The organism is Amycolatopsis taiwanensis DSM 45107 (assembly GCF_000519205.1).
In the GTDB taxonomy this organism is placed as follows: Bacteria; Actinomycetota; Actinomycetes; order Mycobacteriales; family Pseudonocardiaceae; genus Amycolatopsis_E; species Amycolatopsis_E taiwanensis.
On sequence record NZ_JAFB01000029.1, the window covers coordinates 69,374 to 93,969 of the forward strand.

The window sequence follows — 24,596 nt, forward strand, 5'->3', positions numbered from 1 at the left end:
AGGCGTGGAGCTGAGAGTCCGCGGGGAACGCGCGGTGCTGAAGGGGCATGGTGGCGCGCACACGCGCGAGATCGACCCGCACACCCTCGCGCTCGGTGGGGAACTTGCTGACGCGCTGCACGAGTGGGCCCGGGTCGCCGCCGCGGTGCGCCGGGTCCCGGACATGGGAGAGCCGGGCCAGGCCGCCGCGGTGGTCTCCCAGCGCGGGCGGCAACTGGCGGCGCGTGTGGCGGCGGCGATGGGGAGCGCGGTGCACTACGTTGATCCTGTGACCGAAGAGTTACTCATAGTGGCGCCGCCGCCTCCCCGGCGGCCCGAGCCGACACTGGCGAGGCGGCTCTTCGGCGCGCCGGCGGCGGACGGCCAGCCGACGCCGTGGGGCACCGGACTGCTCGTCGCCGGGTTCATCGCGGTGGTCGTGATCACCGCGATGCTCGCGCTGGCGGCGGCGCTGGCCGCGGAGGTCAGTGGCTGGCTGGTGCTGCTCGCGGCGCTCATCGTCACGGTGGGCCTGGCGCCATCGTTGTGGCTGGCCAGGCGGCTCCCGATCATCCGCTGGGTCGCCCTCGGCGCGGCCGCCGGCATAGTGCTCTCCTGGTTCGGCGTCCTCGCCATCGCCCTCTGACCCCGCGCGTGTCCCACACTCCCGTCGCGCGTGTCCCACACTCGTGTCGCGTGAGTTCCACGTTCCGGTCGACGGGAAGGTGGGACTCGCGCGCCGGGAAGGTGGGACACGCACGTCGGGAAGGTGGGACTCGCAGGATGGGAATGTGGGACACGCACGTTGGGAAGGTGGGACTCGCGCCGAACAACAGGGTTGGCCGCGCCGCGAGTGGACTCAGCCGCGGCGGGAGCGGACGCCCAGGAGCACGTCCTCCCAGGCGGGCACCACCGGGTGGCCGTTCTTGACCTTGGGCTTGGCTTCCTTGGCACCCCGCGAGCCGGACCCGGCCGACTCCGATCTGGGCGTCGGCGGGCCGGGCTGGTCGGGGGACTCCGCATCGACGGCGCGCAGTGTGAGCGGCGCGCGGTGCGGGTCGAGCAGGTCCTCGGCGTGCTCGTCGAGCGCGGTCACCGTGCCGCCGTGCGCACCGGGAGAGAACGACCAGTGCGCCCTGTTGTCGGACCGGCCCGCGTGCCAGCGCAACGCGACGACCCACTTGCCGTCCTCGCCACGCCAGGAGTCCCATTCCGCGCGGGAGTAGTCCTGCCCCCGCACGCCGAAGGCGTACGCCACGACCTCGCCCAGCGTGCGCACGTCCGGGCCGTCCTCGCGAACCGGGTGCGCCTGCTGGGCCAGTTCCGCCGTGCGCGCACGCTCCAGCAGCACCGGGTAGGAGAACCGCTCCACCCGCTGGACCGGGATACCGGCAGAGGCCGCCAACTGCTCGACCGACTCGCCCGCCCGGATTCTGGCCTGAATCTCGCGTGGTCGCATCTGGCACTCCGTCTCGATTTCGATCTGACCGAGCCGGGTGACGTCTCCTCTCGCGGCCGCCCGCAGCCTTTCGTCCGCCGGGAGGAGAAAACGCTCGCCGCGCGCCGGGTCTTCGCACACGATGGACTTGCCGTCCTCGTGCAACCCGACAACCCTCAGCGCTCGCATCCCCGCCTCCTGACTCAACTCCTGTCGGCCCACGGTAGAACGGCGCGTCGGCTTGACGTGGGAGGCGCGCCGACACCCGATGAGTTGGTTCGGCCCCGGAGAAAGCCTCGTCGTTACTTGCCCAGCCGCTCGACGACCCACTCGATGCAGCTGATCAGAGCCGTGACGTCGCCCGGCTCGATGGCCGGGAACATGCCGATCCTCAACTGGTTGCGGCCCAGCTTCCGGTACGGTTCGACGTCCACGATCCCGTTGGCGCGCAAGGTCTTCGCGATCGCCGAGGCGTCCACCTCGTCGACGAAGTCGACGGTGCCGACGACCTGCGAGCGCAGCGCCGGGTCCTTCACGAACGGCGTGGTGTAGCTGGTCTCCTCCGCCCATTCGTAGAGCCGGTCCGAGGAGTCCTTGGTGCGGGCGACCGCCCAGTCCAGCCCGCCGTTGCCGAGCAGCCACTCGATCTGGTCGGCCAGCAGGAACAGGGTCGCCACCGCCGGGGTGTTGTAGGTCTGGTCCTTGCGCGAGTTGTCGAGCGCGGTGGACAGCGACAGGAACTCCGGGATCCACCGGCCGCTCGCGGCGATCTCGCCGACCCGGTCGATGGCCGCCGGGGACATCAGCGCCAGCCACAGCCCGCCGTCCGCGGCGAACGACTTCTGCGGCGCGAAGTAGTAGACGTCGAAGTCCTCGGCCTTGACCGGCAGACCACCGGCGCCCGAGGTCGCGTCGATCGCGACGAGCGCGCCGTCGCTGCCGGCCGGCCGCCGCACCGGCACGGCCACCCCGGTCGAAGTCTCGTTGTGCGCCCAGCCGACGAGGTCCGCGCCGGCTTCGTAGGTGATGTCCGGGGCGCTGCCGGCCTCGGCCTTGACCACGATCGGGTCGGCCAGGAACGGGGCGCCCTTGGTGACCGCGGCGAACTTGGACGAGAACTCGCCGTAGGTGAAGTGCTGCGCCCGTTCGCGGACCAGGCCGAACGCGGCGGCGTCCCAGAAGGCGGTGGTGCCGCCGTTGCCGAGTACGACCTCATAGCCCGCCGGCAGTCCGAAGAGTTCGGACAATCCCGCGCGCACCCGGCCGACCAGGGACTTCACCGGCTTCTGCCGGTGGGAGGTACCCAGGTAGGCCGCTCCCTCGGAGGCCAGGTTGGCGAGCTGCTGCGCGCGGACCTTCGAGGGCCCGCAGCCGAAGCGGCCGTCAGAGGGCTTGAGTTCAGCAGGGATGGTCAGCTCGGTCATGCTCCCAGTCTTGCAGGCGCGTTTACCTGCGAGCCCTCCGGTCGCCTGGATCCCACATCGCAGGACGGGTCAACGCCAGCCGGCCTCGTCGACCCCGCCGGGGATCGGGGCGCCCGGGTCGTAGGGGGTGCGGGTGAAGATGAACGTCGCCAGGTCGAGGTGGGTGGGTGTGCCGTCCGCGGCGCGACCCACCCGCAGCGTCTCACCGGCGTAGTAGCCGTCGAGGCCGACCCATTCGTCCTCGCCGGTTGGGCGGAAGCGGGAGGCGCGGCCGGTGCCGACCGGGCTCAGGTCCAGCATCCCGCCGGGGATCAGCCGCAGGTGGTAGGGCGTGGGACCCCAGTGCCACAACCCGGTCAGCGTGAGCAGGCCCTTGTCCACCTCGGCCGGGCGCCACTGTTCGGGCAGCTTCGGCTCCTGCTCGTCGGCGATCCTGATCAGGTCCATGGTCAGTGACATGATCGCGGCGCCGGACGTGGTGTTGGCCAGCGCGAGCGCACCGGTGCCGCTGTTCTCGTCGACGAGCGTGCAGGCGAGGAAGCCGGGCATCGAACCACTGTGGCCGGCCAGCCGCCTGCCGTTGTACCGCACGACCTGCAGGCCGAGGCCGTAGCCGGAGGTCCAGGCATCGGCGTCGTCGACGGTCGCGACCGCGCGCATCTCCGCCACGGTGTCCGGGTTCAGCACCCCGCCGGTGTGCCCGCCGACGAACGACGTCCACCGGGCGAGGTCGTTGACCGTGGACCACAGCTGCCCGGCGGGCGCCATCGCCCCGGCGTCCGGCGCCGGTTCGGGCAACAGCACGTCGGCGAACGGGTGCACCGCCCAGCCTTCGGCGTGGCGGCCCTCGGGGTGCGGCGTGGTCCGGGACATGCCCAGCGGGGTCAGGACTTCGTGACGCAACGCGTCGAGCCAGCTCATGCCGCGGTGCCGCGCGACCAGCTCGCCGAGCACGCCGTAGCCGACGTTGGAGTAGTGGAAGCGGCTGCCCGGCCGGTTCTTGATCGTCTCCGGAGTCAGGCTCGCCTCCAGCGCGGCCCAGTCGCTGCCCGGGCTGCGCTCCCACCAGGAACCGGGCGACTCGGCGGTCAGGCCGCCGGTGTGCGACAGCAACTGGCCGATGGTGGACGAGCCGAAGCTGGTGCCGGGGAGGTGCTTGTCGAGCGGGTCGTTGAGGTGGAGCCGGCCCTCGTCGCGCAGCCGCATGACCAGCGCGGCGACCAGAGACTTGGTGATCGAGCCGAGGCGGTACTGCGTGTCGTTGTCCGGAGCACTGCCCGGGGCTTCGCCGTCGGTGACCCAGCCCCGCGCGCCCGACCAGACCAGCTCGCCGTCCCGCACGACGGCGGCGACCAGCGAGGGTACGCGGTTGGCGGACTGCTCGGTGGCGATCCGGCGCAGCAGGGCGGTGTCGGTGCTGGGCAACATGCCCACATCTTGCCCGAAGGCCGTCGGCACCCGAGACCGGATATATCCCCTGTCGCCCGCGGATCAGAGGATGCCGCGGGAGATGGCGGTGGTCACCGCGGCGGTGCGGTCGGAGACGCCGAGCTTGCCGAACATGCGCAGCAGGTGCGTCTTCACGGTGGCCTCGCTGATGTAGAGCTTCCGGCCGATGTCGGCGTTCGTGTGGCCCTGTGCGACCAGTCCGAGCACCTCGATCTCCCGCGCGGAAAGCGGCTGGGGCGCCGGGTTGCGCACCTGGCGCACCAGTTTTCCGGCCACCGAAGGCGACAGCACGGTTTCACCGCGCGCGGCCGCCCGGATCGCGCCGGACAGTTCGGCACGGGTGGCGTCCTTGAGCAGGTAGCCCGCCGCGCCCGCCTCCACCGCACGCAGGATGTCGGCGTCGGTCTCGAACGTGGTCAGCACGACCACCCGCCGCTCCGGTGTCTCCGCGAGGATCTTCCTGGTGGCCGCGACCCCGTCGAGGCCGGGCATCCGCAGGTCCATCAGGATCACGTCGGGCCGCTCGGCCCGGCTCACCGCGACCGCCTCCTCGCCCGAGGACGCTTCGCCCACGACGGTCAGGTCCGGCTCCGCTTCGAGCATCCCGCGCAGGCCCTCGCGAACCACCGGATGGTCGTCCACGAGCAGTACCGCGATCACAATGGCACCTCCACGGTCACGGTCGTGCCCGGCCCGGTTCGTACGGTCATCGCGCCGCCCACCTGCCTGGCCCGGTCCCGCATGCCGGCCAGCCCGTAGCCCCGCGCGGGCCGGTCCGGGTCGAATCCGGCACCGTCATCGGTAATGACGAGGCGTGCCACGTCATCGGCCACGGTCACCTCCATGGAAACGTGTGAGGCGTTGGCGTGCTTGCGCACGTTCGCGATTGCTTCCTGCGCGGCCCGCAGCAGGACCACCTCGGTCGCGGTGGGCAGCGGCGGAAGGGAGTCGGGAACACGGCAGTCCACCTCGATCCCGGTCTCCTCGGCCAAATGCTCGGCCTGCCGGCGGAGTGCGTCCGCCAGCGAGCCGGTCAGCGCGGACGGTGGGAGCACGGCGACCATCGCCCGCGCCTCGGCGAGGTTCTCCCGTGCCGTCCGGGTCGCCAGGCCGACATGGCGGCGAACGGACGGCAGGTCTGTGTCCAATTCGGACTCGATCGCCTGCAGCAGGGCCACGATGCTGGTGAAGCCCTGGGCGAGCGTGTCGTGGATCTCGCGGGCCAGCCGCTCCCGCTCGGCCGAGATGCCGGCCTCGTGGGACAGCCGAGCCAGCTCGGCCCGGCTGGCATCGAGTTGCTCGATCAGTTGTGCCCGCTCGGTGCTCTGCACGATCACCCGGTCGATCCAGATGCTCACACAGATGCCGAAGATGATCAACAGCGCCGTCATCGGCAGCAGCATGGTCAGCAACTCGTCGTCGAAACCACTGCGGATAAGCACTGCCATTGGCGACGGCAGGATCGACAGTGCCATGACGACCCACGCCACCGGTTGCCGCACCTTCATCGCCACCGCGGGGCAAACGGAGAACAACGCGAACGAGGCGGACGGGTCGGTGAAGATCGCCACCGTGATCAGCACCAGCACGGCCGCCGAAAAGCTCAGCGCCGCCCGGTTTCCCAGTGGCCGGGGGAGAACGATGGCGACCACGATGGCGAGGGCGGTCAGGGCGCCGAAACTGGTCAGCCGGAGAGCCAGCGACTGGTCCTCGGTAAGCACGGCCAACGACGCGAATACATAGTCGACCGCGAAGAGCAACCGCCACAGCCAGAACCACCGCTGCCAGGCGTCTACCTGTCGTCCGTCCACCGGAACGTCAGCCGGCACAGCACCACCCCGACGACACACCACGCTCCGAGTACCAGTGCCACCTTGCCCAGTTCCCATGTTCCCGCCAGTTCGTAGGAGGCCATCGACTCCGGCAGGAACACCGAGCGCAGGCCCTGGCAGATCCATTTGACCGGGAAGAACGACGCGAAATCGACCATAGCGTCCGGCAGGACCGTGATGGGTGTGACGAACACGCCCGAGATGAACTGGAAACCCACGTAGAGCAGGTTCATCAGCGCGGCGGCGCCGGTCGCCGAGCGCGCCACCGCGCTGGCCGCGATGCCGAGCAGGCTGCAACTGGTCGCCGCCAGCACGAAGATCCAGCCCAGCGTCAGCCACTTTTCGGGCGTCGCGGGCAGTTTCAGGCCGAACAGCAGCGCGCCGACCACCAGCAACAGCACCACTTCGGCGAGGCCGGCCACCGCGACCAGCATGATCTTGCCGAGGAAGTAGGCGCCGGCCGGCACCGGCGCGCCGCGCAGGCGCTTCAACGTGCCGTCCTCGCGATCGAACACCACACCCGTGCCCATGTTCACGAACGAGGTGGACACGATGCCCGAGCCGATCATGCCGGCCGCGAACAACTGGCCCGCGCTGACGCCGGTGCCCTCGTGGGTGCCGTCGAAGATCGAGCCCAGCAGCACCAGCAGGAAGGCCGGCATGGAGAAGGTGAATACGACGGCTTCCTTCTGCCGGAAGAACCGGCGCAGCTCCACCCGGCCACGGGCAAGACCGAGTGAGAACGTGCTGGGTAGCGCCACGGTGGCGGTGGTCATCGGCCCTCTCCGATCAGGTTCAGGTAAACGTCTTCCAAGCTGGGGCGGGTGACGGTGAGCTCGGCCAGTTCGCGGTCGCCGGCCAGTTGGGTGATGAACTTCGTCGGGAACGGCGTGCGTTCCTCGTGGTAGCCGTTGTCGTCGCGCCAGCGGACGAGCGCCTCGGCGCGGTCGCGGTCGCCGAGGGTGGCGGGGGTGCCTTCGGCGACGATGCGCCCGGCCGCCAGCACCGCGACCCGGTCGGCGAGCACCTCCGCCTCGTCGAGGTAGTGCGTGGTCAGCAGGATCGTGGTGCCGCCGTGGGCGAGGCCGGAGATCAGGTCCCAGAACCGGCGGCGCACCTCCGGGTCGAAACCCGTGGTGGGCTCGTCGAGGAAGAGCAGGTCCGGCCGGCCGACGATGCCGAGCGCGACGTCGAGGCGCCGGCGTTGTCCGCCGGAAAGGGACCGCACGCGGGCGCGTGCCTTCTCGGTGAGCTCGACCTGTTCGATCACCTCGTCCGGATCACGCGGATTCGGGTAGCACCGCGCGAAATGCCGGACGGTTTCGGCGACGGTCAGCTGTGCGGCGTCGTTCACCGTCTGCAGCACTATGCCGAGGCGGGAGCGCCAGCCCCGTCCCGCCGTGCGCGGGTCCTCGCCCAGCACTTCGATCTGGCCCGCAGTGGCCCTTCTGTACCCTTCCAGGATTTCGACGGTGGTCGTCTTGCCCGCGCCGTTGGGACCGAGCAGGGCGAACACCTCGCCGCGCTCGATGTCGAGATCGATGCCGTCCACCGCGACCTGGCCGGGATATTCCTTGCGCAGGCCGCGAACTCGTACCGCTGAGGTCATGCCTCATATCGTGGCGGTGCACCTGGTGCGTCCGGGACGTCCGAGGCACTGAATTCCGGTGTCCACCGAACGGTGGACAAACCGGTCCTGGGCGGTCACGTCGCGAGGCCGGATTTCGGTGCCGAGAACGGAGATCTCCGGCTCCTGTATCGGGAATTCGCGCGCCTGAACCGGGGACATGCGTGCTTGAACCGGGAATTCGCGTGCCTGAGGCGGGAATTCGCGTGCCTGGGGCGGGGACACGCCGGGGGTGGGTCAGTGGCGGTGGACCAGGTCCCAGCCCTCGACCTCTTCCGGCTTGCGGGGGCCCGGGCCGACGTAGTTGGCCGAGGGCCGTACCAGGCGTCCGGTCTGCTTCTGCTCCAGGATGTGCGCGGCCCAGCCGGCGGTGCGGGCGGAGCTGAACATGGCGGGCATCATGTGCGGCGGCACCTCCGCGAAGTCCAGGATCACCGCCGCCCAGAACTCCACGTTGGTCTCGATGGCGTGGTCCGGGCGACGCTCCCGCAGCTCTGTCAGCGCCGCCTGCTCCAGCGCGGCGGCCACCTCGTAGCGCTGCGCGCCGAGTTCCTTGCAGGTCCGGCGCAGCACCCGGGCTCGCGGGTCCTCCGCCCGGTACACCCGGTGCCCGAAGCCCATCAGCCGTTCCTTGCGGTCCAGGATGCCCTTGACGAGCTTCGCCGCGTCACCGCTGCGCTCGACCTCTTCGATCATCGGCAGCACCCGCGCGGGCGCGCCGCCGTGCAGCGGGCCGGACATGGCCCCGATCGCGCCCGACAGCGCCGCGGCCACGTCGGCTCCGGTGGAGGCGATCACGCGGGCGGTGAAGGTGGAGGCGTTCATGCCGTGCTCCGCGGCCGAAACCCAGTACGCGTCGATGGCCTTGACGTGCGCCGGGTCGGGCTCGCCGCGCCAGCGGACCAGGAACCGTTCGGTGACGGTCTCCGCCTGGTCCACCCGGGACTGCGGCACCGCCGGGAGGCCGATGCCGCGAGCCGATTGGGCCACATAGGACAGTGCCATCACCGAGGCACGGGCGAGCTGGTCGCGCGCCTGTCCGTCGCTGACGTCCAGCAGTGGGCGGTAGCCCCAGATCGGCGCGAGCATGGCCAGAGCCGCCTGCACGTCGACCCGGACGTCGCCGGTGTGCACCGGAAGCGGGAACGGTTCGGCGGGAGGCAGGCCGTTGCCGAACCGGCCGTCGACGAGCAGACCCCAGACGTCACCGAAGGTGACCTTTCCGGCCAGGTCCTCGATGTCCACGCCGCGGTAACGGAGCGCGCCGCCGTCGCGGTCCGGTTCGGCGATCTGGGTGCGGAACGCGACCACGCCTTCCAGACCCGGCCGGAAACCGTCGTCCTCCGTGGTCGACACGGTGTTAGCAACAGGCGCTGAGGTAGTCACTTGGAGACCTTTCGATGCGCGTTCCCCGACAGTTGCTCGAGCCACCTGCGAGTGACACGCGCCCGACGCGCGCCATCGCACGGTTAGCCCACAGGGTGCTCCTCGTACGCGCCGGTAACAAGCGAAAGATATGGTGGTTTCGGTCACGATTACGAGAACGATTCAGCCCACCGTGGGACATCGACGTAAATCCTCTGTCTCATCGCCGTCGGTGGGCGGCTCGCGGTGCTAGACCTAGCCCATGCACCTCAGCCCGCAGGAACGCGACAAATTGCTCGTTCACGTCGCCGCCGACGTCGCCCGGCGGAGGCTGGACCGCGGGGTCAAGCTGAACTACCCGGAGGCCGTCGCACTCATCACGGACCACGTCCTCGAGGGCGCGCGCGACGGGCGGTCGGTCACCGACCTGGTGGTCAGCGGGCGCGACGTGCTCTCCCGCGGCCAGGTTCTCGACGGGGTGCCCGAGATGGTCGACGCGGTGCAGGTCGAGGCCACCTTCCCGGACGGCACGAAGCTCGTCACCGTGCATGACCCCATCACCTGAACCATGAGGAGGGTTATCCGAAACGCAAGATGGGCATGCTTGGTGACACAGCACACAACAGTGTTTTGTGGGGGCTCCGCCCCCACACCCCGGACTGGGGGGCAACCCCCAGACCCCCGTCACGTGGGCGGGGAGGCAGGCCGCCGACGTGGTCAACCGGCAGCCGACGAGGAGAAGTCACGGCCTGACTACCCGAACACGTTCGGAAAACACAGGGTGGAGGGAATGGCGTGCGTCCAGGAGAGATCATTCCGGCGGAGAGCTCCGTCGAGTTGAACCCGGGGCGGGCCCGCGTGCGGCTGCGCGTGGTGAACACCGGCGACCGTCCCGTCCAGATTGGCTCACATTTTCACTTCGCGCAGGTGAATCCGGCGCTCGATGTCGACCGTGAAGCGGCTCGAGGGCACCGCCTGGACATCCCGGCGGGTACCTCGGTGCGCTTCGAGCCGGGCGTCGAGCGGGAGGTCGGCCTGGTACCGCTGGCCGGCAACCGCGTCGTGCCGGGCCTGCGCAAGCCGGAGGAGCCTCGGTGACCAGCATCGATCGGGAGCGTTACATCGAGCTTTTCGGGCCGACGGTCGGCGACCGCATCCGCCTCGCCGACACCGACCTGCTCATCGAGGTCACCGAGGACCGCAGCATGGGCGCCGGCGCGGGTGACGAAGTGATCTTCGGCGGCGGCAAGGTGATCCGCGAGTCGATGGGCCAGGGAATGGCCACCCGCGCCGAGGGCGCGCCCGACCTGGTGATCACCGGCGCCGTCGTGCTCGACCACTGGGGTGTGGTCAAGGCGGACATCGGCGTGCGGGACGGCCGGATCGTGGGCATCGGCAAGGCCGGCAACCCGGACACCATGGACGGGGTCGACCCGGCGCTGGTGATCGGTCCGGCGACGGAGGTGCTGGCGGGCAACGGAAAGATCCTCACCGCGGGCGGGATCGACTGCCATGTCCACTTCGTCTGCCCGCAGTTGGTGGAAACCGCGCTGGCGGCGGGGCTCACCACGCTGGTCGGCGGCGGCACCGGCCCGGCCGAGGGCACCAAGGCCACCACGATCACGCCCGGCTCGTGGAACCTCGGCCGGATGCTGCGGGCCATGGACGCCATGCCGGTCAACGTGCTGTTGCTGGGCAAGGGAAACACGGTCCGGCTGGACGCGCTGCGCGAGCAGTTCGACGCGGGCGCCGGCGGGTTGAAGCTGCACGAGGACTGGGGCTCGACCCCGGCCGCGATCGACGCCGCGCTGACCGTGGCCGGCGAGTACGGGGCACAGGTCGCCATTCACACCGACACGCTCAACGAGGCCGGGTTCGTCGAGTCCACCGTGGAAGCCATCGCGGGCCGCTCGATCAACACCTATCACACCGAGGGCGCCGGCGGCGGGCACGCGCCGGACATCATCAAGGTGGTCGGGCTGGCCAACGTGCTGCCCTCGTCCACGAATCCGACGCGCCCGCATACCGTGAACACCCTCGATGAGCATCTCGACATGCTCATCGTCTGCCACCACCTCAACCCGTCGGTGCCGGAAGACCTCGCGTTCGCGGAGAGCCGGATCCGGCCGACCACGATCGCGGCCGAGGACGTGCTGCACGACCTGGGCGCCATCTCGATGATCAGTTCGGACTCGCAGGCGATGGGCCGGATCGGCGAGGTGATCATCCGGACCTGGCAGACGGCGCACGCGATGAAGCGGCGGCGCGGTGTCCTGCCCGGCGACGGTGCCGCGGACAACCGGCGGGCGCGCCGCTACGTCGCCAAATACACGATCAACCCGGCGATCGCGCACGGCATGGCCGACGAGATCGGCTCCGTCGAGGTGGGCAAGCTCGCCGATTTGGTGCTGTGGGAGCCGAAGTTCTTCGGCGTGAAGCCGCACGTCGTGCTCAAGGGCGGTTTCCCGGTGTGGGCCGCGATGGGCGATGCCAACGCCTCGATCCCGACGCCACAACCGGTACTCGCGCGGCCGATGTACGGCGCACAGCCCTCGGCGGCGATCGCGTCGAGCCTGCACTTCGTGACGGAGGCGGCGGTGAAGGCGGATCTGGCCGGGACGCTCGGGCTGCAACGGCGGTTGGTGGCGGTCGCGGACACCCGTTCGGTCACCAAGGCACAGATGGTGCTCAACGACGAACTGCCCAATGTCCAGGTGGACCCGGACAGCTTTTCGGTGTACGTGGACGGTGAGCTGATCGAGCCGCAACCGGTGCCGGAACTGCCGATGGCGCAACGATATTTCCTGTTCTGATCATGGACGCTCCTGCGCTGCTGCTGGCCGACTCCCGATTCCCCGGGGGCGGGCACATCCATTCCGGCGGGCTGGAGGAGGCCGTCGCCCGCAAGCTGGTCACCGCCGAAAATGACCTGCCGCCCTTCCTGCACGGCCGGCTGTGGACCGCCGGGTTGCTGGCGTCGGCTTTCGCCGCGGCCTCGGCACACGCCGCCGGTCGCCGTGTCCACAAGCGACATTGGTTGGCGCTGGACGCCGAACTCGACGCGCGCACGCCGTCGTTCGCGCAGCGCGAGGCTTCGCGTGCGCAGGGGCGAGGCACCGCGCGCGCCGGCCGGATCGCCTGGCCCGTCACGGTGATCGCCGACCTGCTGGAGGTCACGCCCCGGCCACATCACGCGGTGATCACCGGCGCGCTGGCCGGGGTCGCCGGCGGTTCGCCGCGCGACGCCGCCCTTGCCGTGGCCTATCTGGCCGTCAGCGGGCCGGCGAGCGCGGCCGTCCGGTTGCTGGGCTTGGACCCGCTCGTGGTGAACGCGACGGTGGCCCGGCTGGCGCCGGAACTCGAGGCGGTCGCCGAGCGCGCGGCCGCGGGTGCCGCGGCGGACCCGGCGGATCTGCCCGGTCCCGGCGCGCCGGGGCTGGACCTGTTCGCCGAGTCGCAGCTGCGGCGGCACAAGGAAGAGGTGCGTCTCTTTGCTAGTTGAGAATCTGTTCCGGAACCGCCGGATCCCTCGTCAAGGCGACTCCTCGAACCCGCCGTCCGAAGGTAGCGCGGGTCCTCGAACGAACACGGAACATGGACATGGTCACGGACATGGGCACCCGGTGAACTTCGATCCGGCCGTCGCCGGCCCGGACCGCCACCCGTCTTCGCCGGTGCATGGCCGGGCCTACCGGATCGGCATCGGCGGGCCGGTGGGCAGCGGGAAGACCGCGCTGGTCGCGGCGCTGTGCCGGGCGCTCGGCGACGAGCTGGACCTGGCCGTGGTGACCAACGACATCTACACCACCGAGGACGCCGACTTCCTGCGCAACGCGGGCGTGCTCGACACCGAACGCATCGAGGCGGTGCAGACGGGTGCCTGCCCGCACACCGCGATCCGCGACGACATCACCGCCAACCTCGACGCGGTGGAACGTCTCGAAGCGCGGTTTCCCGGGCTGGCACTGGTGATCGTCGAAAGCGGCGGGGACAACCTGACCGCGGTGTTCAGTCGCGGCCTCGCGGACAGCCAGATCTTCGTCGTCGACGTCGCGGGCGGGGACAAGGTGCCGCGCAAGGGTGGTCCCGGCGTCACCACCGCCGACCTGCTGGTGATCAACAAAATCGACCTCGCCCACCAGGTCGGCGCGGACCTGGACGTGATGACCTCCGACGCACACCGGATGCGCGGCGAGCTACCGGTGATCACCCAGTCCCTTGTGGACACTCCGGACGCGCCGGAGGTCGCCGCCTGGGTGCGTAAGCAACTGTCCGCGTGAAGGCGCACGCCCGGCTGGTCGCCGAGTGGCGAGACGGGCGCACGGTGTTGCGGGAGCTTCGCTCGGTGTCACCCCTCACGCTCGTGCCCCGGCACGCTTCGGTCGGTGATCCCGGCGAGTGTGTGGTGCACATGGTCAACTCGGCCAGCGCGCCGCTGGGCGGTGACGAGCTGCGCCTCAGTGTGCGAGTCGGCCCGCGGGCCCGGCTCCGGCTGTCCGGCGTCGCGGCGATCCTCGCCTTACCCGGCCCGCACGCGGGCGGCAGCGTGTCCACTGTGGATATCGAGGTCGGATTCGGGGCCGTGCTGGAATACCTGCCGGAACCGACAGTGGTCACCGCTCGGGCCCGGCACACCGCCGAGTTGATCATGTCGCTTTCCCCGGACGCGAGACTGCGCACCCGCGAGGTCCTCGTGCTCGGCCGCGTTGGCGAACCTCCGGGCCGGCTGCGCACTACCCAGCGGGTTGTCCGATGTGGCGTCCCTTTGCTGCATCAGACACTGAAAATCGGCGATCCGTCGCTGGAGAACAGCATCGCCCACCTGGCCGGCCGCCGTGTCCTGGCCACGGAGCTGCTGGTCTGGGGTGAGGACGGCGCCGAACCGGTCTCCGGTGACTGGTGGTCGCTCACCCCGTTGGCGGCCGGGGGTTCGTTGATCGTGTCGCTGGCCGCCGATGCGATCGGGGCCGAGCGAGATCTCGCCCGGGCCCGAGGCCACCACCCCGGCTGGGCCTCGACGCCCTTCACTTAGCAGTCGGTTTCGTAAGTTTTTCGGGGTCGATCCGGCGGTCTGTGGGACGTGGGCGGCGAGTTCCTGGTGTTGTCCTTGTTGTTCATGGCGGTCGATTCTGGACAGGCTCGTGCCGTTACGGCGTCGATCCCGGGGTGAATGGGCATGGGGCTGGCCGCGGAGACCTGGGCCGTAACGTTGTCGTGCTGGTGAATGCGTTGAATGTCACCAGACTGTTTCCACGCCCGGATTGTGAAGGCATGGATGATACGGATTGGCCGTGTCGGAGCGGCGACGTAGGTTCTATGCGTTCCAGGAGAGGGCAGTCCGGGGCGTGCAGGGGGGCGGTCGTGCGGTGATTCATGACTATTGTCGATTGAGCTGATCACCTGGAGCCGCCAGGGGAAAGGAACGGCAGAATTTCGGGGACTCACGCTGCTGGTCCAAATTAATTTTCTTTCCACTCCGCGAACATCGCGGCGCTCCCTCGATAGCACGTCGCCGAAGTGTGGAGCTGGAAAACTCCAATCTTGGGCCGGTTGTCACAAATTTGGTAGGTCGATTTTCAACGCACGCGGGTGTGTCAGATCAGCCGCGGTTATGTCGGGTCGGTTGATGTTCCGCCCGCCACCGACAGCCAAGAATGGCATTCCTGCGCATTGAACGCCGCGGAAACGCGGAGGAAGGTCAACGCATGAGGGCACACATCGAGGTCCGCTGGCGACGGGGAAGGCCAGGCCAATCCCCACTGTCACGGATTCTCCTGATAGTGGGGCTGGCGATGGTGGCTGCGCTCGGTCCGGGAAGCGTCGAGGCGGCGTCCGCCGCGCCGCCGCCCCGCCAGTTGGACGGCTGTCCGTTCAGCCAGTCTTCGAACAACTTCCACGGCCACAAACTGAGCAAATCCCAAAAGCCGGAGAAGGGGAAGAAAAAGAAGAAGTGCAAGCCCGCTCCTGCTCCTCCGGTTCCTCCCGTTCCGCCTGTTCCTCCTGTTCCCCCCTCGACCGCCTGCGACTTCGGCGGCGAGGCCCCCGGAACGGTGTACTCGGCCATCCCCACGAACTTCCCCGCCTGTGATCCCCCGGGCAGCCAGGCCTTCGAGGGCGGGCCGGTGAGCGAGCTCGGCAACGGCGTGGAACTCAGCTCGACGGGCATCCTCGACTCATTGACGGTGGATTTCCAGGTTTTTGCGTGCGGCGTGAGCGGGGCATGGTTCAGGGACTGTGTGACGGACCCCGGACAGACCTTCATCCACCCGATCACGGCGAACATCTACGCCGTGGACAACAGCGGCCCGGTTCCGGAACCGGGTCCGCTCCTCGCCACGGTCACCCAGAACCAGGCCATCGCCTTCCGGCCCACATCCAGCCCGGAATGCACGGGGGATGCCGAGGGCGCGTGGTTCAACCCTGTCAACGACCGGTGCGTGTTCAGCAGCCCGCAACTGCTGACGTTCGACTTCCCTCCCGGGACCGTTCTGCCCAGGGAGGTCATCTGGACAGTCACGTTCAACACAACTACTTTGGGCAGCAACCCCATCGGCGGGAACGTGCCCTGCTACGAAGCCATGTTGACCCAACCGGGCTCGCCTGGGTGCCCCTACGACAACCTCAACCTCGGGGCGTTCACCTACCCTGAATCGCCGTATGTCGGAGCGAACATCGACCCGAACGGGGCCTTCGTCAACTCCCCGGCTTACTACGTCTATTGCGACGGCGGAGCCGGCGGCACCGGCAGGCTGCGCCTGGACACGGCACCGACAGGCTGCTGGGCCGGATTCACGCCGCTAGGCGAAATCCGCGTCACATAGCCGAAAATTCGACCGCACCCGACCTCCCGCGGCTTGGTCGCGCCAGCGCTGGGCCTTGACCGGGATAGCGAAGTGCCTTCCCACTGGAACGACGAGGCTTGCCCCGAAGTCTCTGTCATCACAGTGGGAAGGCACTTTCTGCATTCCGCCGGGTGCCCACCGTGTCTCATGAGCAAGCACGTGCCTGCGGGCTGTACCTCGACGACCCTGCCTGACAGCCCGCCCAACCCCCGAAGAACTTCCGGAACCCACCACTCGACGTCGCGCGCGCATGATCGTGAGTAACGCTCGGCATCGTTGGTGCCAGTGAGTCGCGAGGTCAGGTGCACTTGGGGAAGGCCAGGACCCTGGCCTCACGCACAGGTACGGTCGGCGGTCTCGCGCCGGTGTGGGCTTGGAAGGTGGGACTGGTGGGGCGTGCGTGGTACGTGTCACCGTTCGGCGGGTTTCGTCATCGGCGTCAAGGCCCTACCGTCGGCAGTTATCCACTTTCATTTGCCGGAAAGGTCGGGACATGACTGAAGTCGGCGGCATCGACGACGTGACGGTGCGCCTGCCTGGCATGCGCGTTGCCTACGAAGGGGACTCCCTCAACGAGGCCGATCTGGCCGGGACCTGGACCGAGCAGCTGCAAAGCTGGCTGAACCAGGCGATCGCGGCCGGGGTCGCCGAAGCCAACGCGATGGTGCTGGCGACCGCCGACGCCGAGGGCCGGCCGTCGTCCAGAACCGTGCTGTGCAAGGGTCTCGACGATCGGGGTGTCGTGTTCTACACGAACTACACCTCGGCGAAGAGCCACGACCTGACCGTCACCCGCTACGCCTCGGTCACCTTCCCGTGGTACGCGCTGCACCGCCAGGTCACGGTGCGTGGCGAGGTGGAGAAGGTGGACATCCGGGAAACCGCCGAATACTGGGCCTCACGGCCACGGGGCTCGCAGCTGGGCGCGTGGGCTTCGCCGCAGTCGCAGGTGGTGGAGAGCCGGCGAGACCTCGACAACGCGCTGGCCGCCATCGAGCGCCGGTTCGCCGACGTCGAGCAGGTGCCGTTCCCGCCGCACTGGGGTGGCTGGCGGATCCGCCCGGACCTGGTCGAGTTCTGGCAGGGCCAGCAGAACCGCCTGCACGACCGACTTCGTTACGTGCGCAAGGACGACGGCTGGCGCATCGAGCGCGTCGCTCCGTAGAGCTGTTCGGCGGCGTGCGTAGCGGTGCGGGTGGCGGAACCTCAGACGTCTTCTCGCTCCGGGATCGCCTCCTCATGAATGTCCAATTCACCACGTCGACGCTGTCCTCGCGAGAAGACGCCTGAGAACCCGCGGCGGTGCAAGCTGACGGCCCACCGCAAGCGGCTGTCGCCGCTTATGGCAACCCAATGCCGTGGCGGATCTTGACCGGGTGGGCGTGAGCGTCGAAAATCACGCGCGAAAGGTTAGTTAGCGCGCCTAAAATATCCCCCTGTGACAGTTGGGACGGGGACGAAGCGGCGAAGACTCGGCTCGGTTGTCATCGACATCGAACCGCTGCGCATCCCCGCCTTCCGCCGGCTCTGGGTGGGCACGGCGATCACCGCCGTCGGCAGCCAGTTCACCACCGTGGCCGTGCCCAAGCAGGTGTTCGACCTGACCGGTTCGTCCGGTTACGTCGGGCTCACCGGCGCGGTGGCGATGGTGCCGCTGCTGGTCTTCGGGCTGTGGGGCGGCGCGATCGCGGACACCGTCGACCGGCGGAAGCTGCTGCTGGTCGGTAACACCGGGATCGCCGTGGTGTCGGCACTGCTGTGGATCCAAGCCTGGCTGGACATCGGCTCCGTCTGGCTTGTGCTTGGGCTACTGGCGCTCAACCAGGCGTTCTTCGCGATCAACCTGCCAACGCGGAGTGCGATCGTCGCCCGCCTTGTCGAGCCCAGGCTGCTGCCCGCGGCCACCGCGCTGTCCGGCACCATGAGCATGTTCGGCACGGTGTTCGGCCCGATGGCCGCGGGCGCTCTGATGCCCGCGTTCGGCCTGCCCGTGCTGTACCTCATCGACACCATCGCCCTGATCCTGGCGATGTACACGGTTTGGCGTCTTCCTCCGCTTCCGCCGCTGTCCGGCCAGGTACGCCGGGCCGGGTTGCGGGACGTGCTGGACGGATTCCGTTACATGGGCACGCAGAAGGTGCTGCTTGCCTCCTTCGTTCTGGACATCATCGCCATGGTCGCCGGTATGCCGCGGGCGCTGTTCCCCGAGATGGCCGAGCGGACCTTCGGCGACCCGCACGGCGGTGGGCTGGCCCTGGGCTGGTTGTTCGCGGCGATCCCGATCGGTTCGGTGGTCTGCGGGCTGTTCTCCGGTTGGCTGGGCCGGGTCCGGCGGCAGGGTGTCGCGGTGGTCGTCGCGATCTGCGCGTGGGGGCTTTCCGTGGCCGGGTTCGGGCTCGCCGGGTCGCTGTGGCTGGCGGTGGTCTTCCTCGCGCTGGGCGGCGCGGCGGACATGGTCAGCGCCATCTACCGGCAGGCGATCCTGCAAGCCGCCGCCACCGACGAGATGCGCGGCCGGATGCAGGGCGCGTTCACCGTGGTCGTCGCGGGTGGGCCGCGCATCGCGGACCTCACTCACGGCTGGACGGCGGCCGGGGTGGGTACCGCGGCCGCGGCCACCGGGGGCGGGTTGCTGGTGATCGTGCTGATCGTCGTCGCGATCGCGCTGCTACCCGCGTTCTGGCGATACCGGGCCGCCGCCGTCAAATAGCCCGAAGTCGCTTGAAGTCGTGCGCGTCGTGCGCGGCGAACATCGTGACGTCGTCACGGCGGTTCAGTTCCCGCAACCGGCGCTGGTTTTTCCGGCGCATTTCGCCGACGGTCTGCATGACCGTTTGAAACAGGACCAGCCCCGGCGGGCAGTACGGGCGGAACGGGTCGACCTCGCCGTGGAAGAAAAAGGCATCTCCGCAATGCAGCAGCCAGCCGTCACCGGTGTCGACCGCGACGCCGGCATGGCCCGGGGTGTGCCCCATCAGCGGGACCAGCAGGATCTCCGGCGGCAGCCCGGCGAGTTCGCGCACCGCGTCGAAACCCAGCCAGGGCTCGCCGAGGTCCGCGTATGACCTCCACTGTGGACGGTGAGCGAACTGCGCGGCCCGGTACCGCGGATGCCGGGATTCCAGCGCGCGCAACTCTTCGGCGTAGACGTGCACGGTCGCGTGCGGGAAGTCGACGAGCCCTCCGGCATGGTCGAGGTCCAGATGCGTGAGCACGATGTGCCGCACGTCCTCGGCCGCGTATCCGAGCCGTTTCACCTGCTCCACGGCGCTTTCCGCGAGACTGGTGCGCAGGCCGACAAGGCGGGTGAACGGCCCGCCGAGCCACTCCGCCGGCCGGAGCGCGGCCGGTGTGCCCACTCCCGTGTCGATCAGGACGAGTTCCTTGCCGGTGTCGACGAGCAGGCAGTGACAGACCAGTTCGGCCCGGCGCAGCGGTCCGCCCCGCCCGTCGACGAGCTGGCCGCCGATCGGGCGCATGGTGCCGCAGTTGAGGTGATGGATCTTCAGTGCCATGCCGGTCCCTTCACGCGAACTCCTTCTTTTTCGCCTGATTGCCGCGACTTGGCACTCACGCGAAATCCTTCTTCAGGTACTCGCCCACGGTGCGGAGCGGGGCGAGGTCTCGGTGGATCTTGGCCAGTAGCAGGGCACCCTCGATCGCGCTGAGCGCGACCATGCTCAGTGCGCCGGCGCGGTCCGGCTTCATTCCTTGTGCCACCAGGTATTCTTCGATCACTTCGCGCCACGAGGCGTAACTTTCCTCGCAGGCATGGCGAATCGGCTCGCTCCGGGCCGCGTCGAGGGCGACGTTGCTGATCGGGCAGCCGCGTTGGAAGTCCGATTCGGTGAGGTTGTGGGCGAGTGTCTCGATCACCGATTCGATCGCCGTGGCGGGGTCCGGTGCGGCCTCCAGCGCCTCCTTGAGCAGTCCGGCCCAGCGTGCGCCGGACACCTCCACTGCCTCGGCGGCCAGTTGCTCCTTGCCGCCGGGGAAATGGAAATAGAGCGATCCCTTCGGGGCTCCGCCCGCGGCGGTCAGCTGGTTCAGGCCAGTGGCGTGGTAGCCCTGGACGTGGAACAGATCGGCGGCCGATTCGAGCATGCGCCGCCGGGTGTCGGTTCTGCGGGCCATACCGGAAGCGTAGCTGAACTATGACGACCGGTCTAGTTATTATCGGTCGTCCAGCTCAACCTTGCCGACCTCCCGTCACACGTGATCAGCCCCGCCTTCGGCGCCGACTCCGGCCGCCACGGTTTAATCAGGCATGGCGAATCCCACCGGTCCCACAGGAGAGCAGTTCGAGATCACGCGCGGTGACGCCCGCGCGGTCATCACCGAGATCGGCGCCGGGCTGCGTGTGTTCGAGATCGGCGATGTGTCCTATGTCGAGACCTTCGCCGCCGACGCCGCACCGCCCAAGGGCGCCGGGCAGATCCTGCTGCCCTGGCCGAACCGCACCAAGGGCGCGCGGTGGACCTACCAGGGCGAGACGCAGGAGCTCGAGGTCACCGAGCCCGAGCGGGGCAACGCCATCCACGGCCTCACCCGGCACGCGGAGTGGACGCTCGTCGAGCACGCCGAGTCGTCCATCACCTTCGAGATCGGGATCGAAGTGCAGCCGGGTTGGCCGGTGCCGCTGCATGCGCGCATCCGCTACGAGCTGGCCCCGCGCGAGCTGACCGTGACCCACGACATCCGCAACGAGGGCGACTCGCCGATCGGCGTGGGTGTCGGCGCCCACCCGTACTTCCGGCTCGGTGACCTGCCCACCGACGAGCTCACGCTGACCCTGTCCGCGACCCGGGTCCGGCCCGCGCTGCCCGACGCGCAACTGCCCTACGGCGACGAGCAGGACGTCGACGGCACCGACTACGACTTCCGCGCCGGCCGGCTGCTGGCCGGAGTCGACCTCGACACCGCCTTCACCGGGCTCGCCAAGGGGGTCTGGGGGCTTGCCCCCAGGCGGGGTCTGGGGGTTGCACCCCCAGACGACACTGCCGGGGACGGCCGTCATCACCACGTGCTCTCGCACGGCGAGAAGAGCATCGACGTGTGGACCGACCCGGACTTCCGCTGGGTCCAGGTGTTCACGCCCGAGGACCTGGTGGGCCGGGGCCGGGCGATCGCGCTGGAGCCGATGACCTGCCCGGCCGACGCGTTGAACTCCGGCGACGACCTGATCGACTTGGAACCGGGCACGTCGTGGACCGGCAGCTGGGGCGTGAAGATTCACGGTTGAGAGTTGCGAATCCGCAAACCGCGGCATGCCGATGATCCGTTAGCGTGTCTAACATGTTGAGGGCGATTGTTGGCGGTTATGTGGTTCCGATCGACGGTGAGCCGATCGAAGGCGGGACCGTACTGATTTCCGACGGCCGCATCGTGGCCGTCGGGTCCGAAGCAGATGTGGAGGTCCCCGAGGACGCGGAGCTGGTCGACGCGGCCGGGTCCTGGGTCCTGCCCGGCTTCGTTGACGCGCACGTCCACCTGGGGGTGCACGAGGAGGGCGAGGGCTGGTCGGGCAACGACACCAACGAGATGACCGACCCGAACGGCGCCCGGTTCCGCGCGATCGACGGCATCGACCCGTTCGAAGTCGGCTTCGACGACGCGCTGTCCGGCGGGGTCACCAGCGTGGTGATCAAGCCCGGCTCGGGTAACCCGATCGGCGGGCAGACGGTCGCGGTCAAGACCTGGGGCCGGACCGCGCTGGACATGGTGTTCGCCGAGCAGGTCAGCGTGAAGAGCGCCCTCGGCGAGAACCCCAAGCGGGTCTACGGCGAGAAGAAGCAGACCCCGTCGACCCGTCTCGGTGTGGCGGCGATCATCCGCGAGGCGTTCACCAACGCCCGCAACTACGCCGCCCAGCGCGAGCACGCGCAGTCCGAGGGCAAGCCGTTCGACGTCGACCTGACGCTGGACACGCTCGCCAAGGTGCTCGACGGCGAGCTGTACTGGGACCAGCACACCCACCGGGCCGACGACATCGTGACCGCGATGCGGTTGGCGCGGGAGTTCGGCTACAAGCTCGTCGTCAACCACGGCACCGAGGGACACCTGATCGCCGACGTGCTGGCCGAGCAGGGCGTTCCGGTCATCCTGGGCCCGTTGTTCACCACGCGCTCGAAGGTCGAGCTGCGTAACCGCACCCTGCGTTCGGCCGGCATCCTGCACCGGGCCGGGGTGAAGGTGGCGATCACCACCGACCACCCCGTGGTGCCGATCAACTTCCTGGTCTACCAGGCGGCCCTGGCGGTGAAGGAGGGCCTGGAGCCGGACGCCGCGCTGCGGGCGCTCACCGTGAACCCGGCGAGCATGCTCGGCCTGGACGACCGCATCGGCGCGCTGAAGCCGGGGCTGGACGCCGATGTCGTCGTGTGGTCCGGCGATCCGCTGGACGTGATGAACCGCGCGCTGCGCGTTTTCGTCCGCGGCAACGAGGTCTACCGCTTCGACGAGGCCAGCGGCGAGGGCGTCGTCACCGAGCGCCGCTACCGCGAGTAGAGGGCTTCCAGCGCAGTCCACTTCGACCGGCCGATCGCCATGATCGGCCGGTCGAAGTCTGTCTGGGGTGGTTCCTGTTGCATATGCAGGTAAATGCCTGCATAATCTTCGTCGTGAACCCCGAAGCGAGGGCCATGGACTCGGTCTTCAAAGCGCTGGCCGACCCCACCCGGCGACTCCTGCTGGACCGTCTGCGCGAGCACAACGGCCAGACGCTGCGCGAGTTGTGCGAACGGCTGGACATGGCGCGCCAGTCGGCGACACAGCATCTCGACATCCTGGTGCGGGCCAACCTCGTGACCGTCGTGCGACGCGGACGGGAGCGGTTTCACTACCTCAATCCGGTGCCGATCCAGGAGATCGACGAACGCTGGATCTCCGGGTTCGACAAGCCCCGCTTGCAAATGATCAGTGCCATCAAGAACCAGGCAGAGGAGTACGCCATGACCACCGAGACCGTGCCGAACTACGTCTATGTCACCTACATCCGCGCAAACGCGGAACAGGTGTGGAAAGCACTGACGGACGCAGACCTGACGGCGCGCTACTGGGGGCACTCCAACGTGTCGGACTGGCAGGCGGGCTCCGCCTGGGAACACCAGCGGGTCGACGGATCAGGCATCGCCGATGTCGTCGGTCAGGTGATCGAGGCGGAGCCGCCGACGCGCCTGGTCATGACCTTCGAGGACCCCGCAAATCCCGGATCGTCGGCAGAACCGTCGGTTGTCACCTTTGTCGTCGAACCGCACCAGGACATCGTCCGCCTCACCGTGACCCACGAAAAGCTCGCCAACGCTCAGGCGTTCGCCGACATTTCGGACGGATGGCCGGCCGTGTTGGCGAACCTCAAGTCGCTGCTCGAGACCGGCGAGGTCCTCCCGCAGGCGCCATGGGAGATGTCTCGCGTCGACGCCTGACGCCGACCCGCGCAGTTGGTCAGGGGGCGTCGCGGAGGGTGCGCGCGATGACCACCCGCTGGATCTGGTTGGTGCCCTCGAAGATCTGCGGGACCTTGGCCTCGCGCATGTACCGCTCGACCGGGAAGTCGCGCGTGTAGCCGGCGCCGCCGAGCACTTGGACGGCGTCCGTGGTGACCTTCATGGCGGCGTCGGTCGCGACCAGTTTCGCGACCGACGCCTGGCGCCGGAAGGACATCCCGCGGTCCCGGCGGCGCGCCGCGTCGAGGTAGGTGGCGCGGGCGGAATCCACCGCCGCGGCCATGTCCGCGAGCAGGAACTCCAGGCCCTGGAATTCGATGATCGGGCGGCCGAACTGGGTGCGCCCCTTGGCGTAGGCGACCGCTTCGTCCAGTGCCGCCTGGGCCAGGCCCACCGCGCAGGCGGCGATGCCAAGCCGTCCGGAGTCCAAAGAGGACAACGCGATGCGAAGGCCGGCACCCTCCTCGCCGAGCAACCGGTCGGCGTCCACCCGGGCGTCGGTGAACTGCAGCTGGGCCGTGGTCGAGCCGGTCAGGCCCATCTTCCGTTCCGGCTTCCCGGCGGCCAGGCCGGGTGTCGAGCCGTCGATGAGCAGGCAGGAGACGTCCGCGTCGCTCGTGCGCACCATGGTCGTGTAGAAGTCGGCCTCGCCGCCGTGCGTGATCCACGCTTTGGTCCCATTGACGACGTACTGGTCGCCGTCACGTCGCGCGCGCGTCGACAGAGACGCTGCGTCGGAGCCCGCGTGCGGTTCGGACAGCGCGTACGCACCCAGTAGGTCGCCTTCCAGCATCGCGGGCAGCCACCGGTCCCGCTGTTCGTCCGTGCCGTGGTGGACCAGCGCGAAGCACGACATCGTGTGCACCGAGAGGCCGACGCCGGTCGACATCCACGCGGCCGCGATCTCCTCCAGGACCTGGAGATACACCTCGTAGGGCACCTCACCGCCACCCCAGCGTTCCGGGTAGGGCAGGCCGAGCAGTCCCGACTTGCCCAGCAACCGGAACTGCTCGCGGGGAAACCGCTCCGCCTCCTCGTACTCGGCGGCCAGCGGGGCGAGCTCGTCCCGGGCGAGTTCGGTGGTCAGCGCGAGCAGGTCGCGCGCCTCCTGACTCGGCAGCAACCTTTCGACCGGCATCTTTGCCTCCCTCCCCAGCAGTACTCCGCATAGTACTGTAGATCTGTCTAGAGTACC

Annotated in this window: 24 protein-coding genes; 13 read left to right on the top strand and 11 right to left on the bottom strand. The window is 69.0% G+C overall.

What is annotated here, in order from left to right:
• Window positions 1-4: 4 nt before the first annotated feature.
• Entirely contained in the window at window positions 5-625 is a 621-nt protein-coding gene (locus tag A3CU_RS0123170) for a DUF2537 domain-containing protein (protein WP_027944316.1), read from the top strand.
• A gap of 213 nt (window positions 626-838) precedes the next feature.
• Here A3CU_RS0123170 and sepH read toward each other — a convergent pair whose 3' ends face one another.
• From sepH to A3CU_RS0123210, 8 genes are all read right to left on the bottom strand, one after another.
• Entirely contained in the window at window positions 839-1,606 is a 768-nt protein-coding gene (sepH, locus tag A3CU_RS0123175) for a septation protein SepH (protein ID WP_027944317.1), read from the bottom strand.
• Between the two features lie 113 nt (window positions 1,607-1,719).
• On the bottom strand, window positions 1,720-2,841 hold the full coding sequence (gene serC / locus A3CU_RS0123180; RefSeq protein WP_027944318.1) for a phosphoserine transaminase: 1,122 nt from the start codon (window positions 2,839-2,841) through the stop codon (window positions 1,720-1,722).
• A gap of 69 nt (window positions 2,842-2,910) precedes the next feature.
• Window positions 2,911-4,269 carry a serine hydrolase domain-containing protein gene (locus A3CU_RS0123185; protein ID WP_027944319.1) on the bottom strand — a complete coding sequence of 453 codons (1,359 nt, stop codon included), beginning with the start codon at window positions 4,267-4,269 and terminating at the stop codon, window positions 2,911-2,913.
• Between the two features lie 63 nt (window positions 4,270-4,332).
• Entirely contained in the window at window positions 4,333-4,950 is a 618-nt protein-coding gene (locus A3CU_RS0123190) for a response regulator (RefSeq protein ID WP_027944320.1), read from the bottom strand.
• Complete coding sequence (locus A3CU_RS0123195) at window positions 4,947-6,119, bottom strand: sensor histidine kinase (protein WP_245617280.1); 1,173 nt, start codon at window positions 6,117-6,119, stop codon at window positions 4,947-4,949. Before A3CU_RS0123195 ends, A3CU_RS0123190 begins: the two co-directional genes overlap by 4 nt.
• Complete coding sequence (locus tag A3CU_RS0123200) at window positions 6,083-6,898, bottom strand: ABC transporter permease (protein WP_027944322.1); 816 nt, start codon at window positions 6,896-6,898, stop codon at window positions 6,083-6,085. The genes A3CU_RS0123195 and A3CU_RS0123200 overlap by 37 nt, the downstream gene beginning before the upstream one ends.
• Window positions 6,895-7,731 (bottom strand): ABC transporter ATP-binding protein, encoded by an 837-nt coding sequence (locus A3CU_RS0123205; protein ID WP_027944323.1) that lies wholly within the window; start codon window positions 7,729-7,731, stop codon window positions 6,895-6,897. Before A3CU_RS0123205 ends, A3CU_RS0123200 begins: the two co-directional genes overlap by 4 nt.
• Window positions 7,732-7,986: 255 nt before the next feature.
• Window positions 7,987-9,105, bottom strand: coding sequence for a citrate synthase 2 (locus A3CU_RS0123210; RefSeq protein WP_027944324.1), 1,119 nt, complete (start codon window positions 9,103-9,105; stop codon window positions 7,987-7,989).
• 271 nt (window positions 9,106-9,376) lie between these two features.
• On the opposite strand from A3CU_RS0123210, the gene A3CU_RS0123215 reads away from it, so the two are divergent.
• From A3CU_RS0123215 to A3CU_RS0123255, 9 genes are all read left to right on the top strand, one after another.
• Window positions 9,377-9,679: an urease subunit gamma gene (locus A3CU_RS0123215; protein ID WP_027944325.1), complete on the top strand. Its 303-nt coding sequence runs from the start codon at window positions 9,377-9,379 to the stop codon at window positions 9,677-9,679.
• A gap of 230 nt (window positions 9,680-9,909) precedes the next feature.
• Window positions 9,910-10,212 carry an urease subunit beta gene (locus tag A3CU_RS0123220; protein WP_027944326.1) on the top strand — a complete coding sequence of 101 codons (303 nt, stop codon included), beginning with the start codon at window positions 9,910-9,912 and terminating at the stop codon, window positions 10,210-10,212.
• Window positions 10,209-11,927, top strand: coding sequence for an urease subunit alpha (locus A3CU_RS0123225; RefSeq protein WP_027944327.1), 1,719 nt, complete (start codon window positions 10,209-10,211; stop codon window positions 11,925-11,927). The genes A3CU_RS0123220 and A3CU_RS0123225 overlap by 4 nt, the downstream gene beginning before the upstream one ends.
• Window positions 11,928-11,929: 2 nt before the next feature.
• The gene (locus A3CU_RS0123230; RefSeq protein WP_027944328.1) at window positions 11,930-12,616 is read left to right on the top strand and encodes an urease accessory protein UreF; all 687 of its coding nucleotides are present in this window, start codon (window positions 11,930-11,932) and stop codon (window positions 12,614-12,616) included.
• Between the two features lie 121 nt (window positions 12,617-12,737).
• Window positions 12,738-13,394, top strand: coding sequence for an urease accessory protein UreG (ureG, locus tag A3CU_RS0123235; RefSeq protein WP_027944329.1), 657 nt, complete (start codon window positions 12,738-12,740; stop codon window positions 13,392-13,394).
• The gene (locus tag A3CU_RS0123240) at window positions 13,391-14,146 is read left to right on the top strand and encodes an urease accessory protein UreD (RefSeq protein ID WP_027944330.1); all 756 of its coding nucleotides are present in this window, start codon (window positions 13,391-13,393) and stop codon (window positions 14,144-14,146) included. Before ureG ends, A3CU_RS0123240 begins: the two co-directional genes overlap by 4 nt.
• 748 nt (window positions 14,147-14,894) lie before the next feature.
• The gene (locus A3CU_RS0123245; protein ID WP_156960512.1) at window positions 14,895-15,935 is read left to right on the top strand and encodes a hypothetical protein; all 1,041 of its coding nucleotides are present in this window, start codon (window positions 14,895-14,897) and stop codon (window positions 15,933-15,935) included.
• Window positions 15,936-16,449: 514 nt separating this feature from the next.
• Window positions 16,450-17,121 carry a pyridoxamine 5'-phosphate oxidase gene (gene pdxH, locus A3CU_RS0123250; RefSeq protein WP_027944332.1) on the top strand — a complete coding sequence of 224 codons (672 nt, stop codon included), beginning with the start codon at window positions 16,450-16,452 and terminating at the stop codon, window positions 17,119-17,121.
• 273 nt (window positions 17,122-17,394) lie between these two features.
• Window positions 17,395-18,666 carry an MFS transporter gene (locus tag A3CU_RS0123255; protein ID WP_027944333.1) on the top strand — a complete coding sequence of 424 codons (1,272 nt, stop codon included), beginning with the start codon at window positions 17,395-17,397 and terminating at the stop codon, window positions 18,664-18,666.
• Here A3CU_RS0123255 and A3CU_RS0123260 read toward each other — a convergent pair.
• Both A3CU_RS0123260 and A3CU_RS0123265 read right to left on the bottom strand, forming a co-directional pair.
• Entirely contained in the window at window positions 18,659-19,465 is an 807-nt protein-coding gene (locus tag A3CU_RS0123260) for an MBL fold metallo-hydrolase (RefSeq protein ID WP_027944334.1), read from the bottom strand. The genes A3CU_RS0123255 and A3CU_RS0123260 overlap by 8 nt on opposite strands.
• A 61-nt stretch (window positions 19,466-19,526) precedes the next feature.
• Window positions 19,527-20,090, bottom strand: coding sequence for a TetR/AcrR family transcriptional regulator (locus A3CU_RS0123265; RefSeq protein WP_027944335.1), 564 nt, complete (start codon window positions 20,088-20,090; stop codon window positions 19,527-19,529).
• A gap of 133 nt (window positions 20,091-20,223) precedes the next feature.
• Between A3CU_RS0123265 and A3CU_RS0123270 the strand changes: the two genes are divergently transcribed.
• The 3 genes from A3CU_RS0123270 (at window position 20,224) to A3CU_RS0123285 (ending at window position 23,380) form a co-directional block, all read left to right on the top strand.
• Window positions 20,224-21,198 (top strand): aldose 1-epimerase family protein, encoded by a 975-nt coding sequence (locus tag A3CU_RS0123270; protein WP_027944336.1) that lies wholly within the window; start codon window positions 20,224-20,226, stop codon window positions 21,196-21,198.
• Between the two features lie 53 nt (window positions 21,199-21,251).
• Window positions 21,252-22,463: an amidohydrolase gene (locus A3CU_RS0123275; RefSeq protein ID WP_027944337.1), complete on the top strand. Its 1,212-nt coding sequence runs from the start codon at window positions 21,252-21,254 to the stop codon at window positions 22,461-22,463.
• Between the two features lie 113 nt (window positions 22,464-22,576).
• On the top strand, window positions 22,577-23,380 hold the full coding sequence (locus A3CU_RS0123285) for an ArsR/SmtB family transcription factor (protein ID WP_425388276.1): 804 nt from the start codon (window positions 22,577-22,579) through the stop codon (window positions 23,378-23,380).
• A gap of 19 nt (window positions 23,381-23,399) precedes the next feature.
• Here A3CU_RS0123285 and A3CU_RS0123290 read toward each other — a convergent pair whose 3' ends face one another.
• Window positions 23,400-24,539: an acyl-CoA dehydrogenase family protein gene (locus A3CU_RS0123290; protein ID WP_027944339.1), complete on the bottom strand. Its 1,140-nt coding sequence runs from the start codon at window positions 24,537-24,539 to the stop codon at window positions 23,400-23,402.
• Window positions 24,540-24,596 lie beyond the last annotated feature (57 nt).

Coding starts and splice junctions, on each gene's coding strand:
- A3CU_RS0123270 (WP_027944336.1), top strand. CDS start 20,224: ATGGCGAATCCCACCGGTCCCACAGGAGAGCAGTTCGAGATCACGCGC.
- A3CU_RS0123200 (WP_027944322.1), bottom strand. CDS start 6,898: ATGACCACCGCCACCGTGGCGCTACCCAGCACGTTCTCACTCGGTCTT.
- A3CU_RS0123275 (WP_027944337.1), top strand. CDS start 21,252: ATGTTGAGGGCGATTGTTGGCGGTTATGTGGTTCCGATCGACGGTGAG.
- serC (WP_027944318.1), bottom strand. CDS start 2,841: ATGACCGAGCTGACCATCCCTGCTGAACTCAAGCCCTCTGACGGCCGC.
- A3CU_RS0123290 (WP_027944339.1), bottom strand. CDS start 24,539: ATGCCGGTCGAAAGGTTGCTGCCGAGTCAGGAGGCGCGCGACCTGCTC.
- sepH (WP_027944317.1), bottom strand. CDS start 1,606: ATGCGAGCGCTGAGGGTTGTCGGGTTGCACGAGGACGGCAAGTCCATC.
- A3CU_RS0123230 (WP_027944328.1), top strand. CDS start 11,930: ATGGACGCTCCTGCGCTGCTGCTGGCCGACTCCCGATTCCCCGGGGGC.
- A3CU_RS0123205 (WP_027944323.1), bottom strand. CDS start 7,731: ATGACCTCAGCGGTACGAGTTCGCGGCCTGCGCAAGGAATATCCCGGC.
- pdxH (WP_027944332.1), top strand. CDS start 16,450: ATGACTGAAGTCGGCGGCATCGACGACGTGACGGTGCGCCTGCCTGGC.
- A3CU_RS0123215 (WP_027944325.1), top strand. CDS start 9,377: ATGCACCTCAGCCCGCAGGAACGCGACAAATTGCTCGTTCACGTCGCC.
- A3CU_RS0123185 (WP_027944319.1), bottom strand. CDS start 4,269: ATGTTGCCCAGCACCGACACCGCCCTGCTGCGCCGGATCGCCACCGAG.
- A3CU_RS0123265 (WP_027944335.1), bottom strand. CDS start 20,090: ATGGCCCGCAGAACCGACACCCGGCGGCGCATGCTCGAATCGGCCGCC.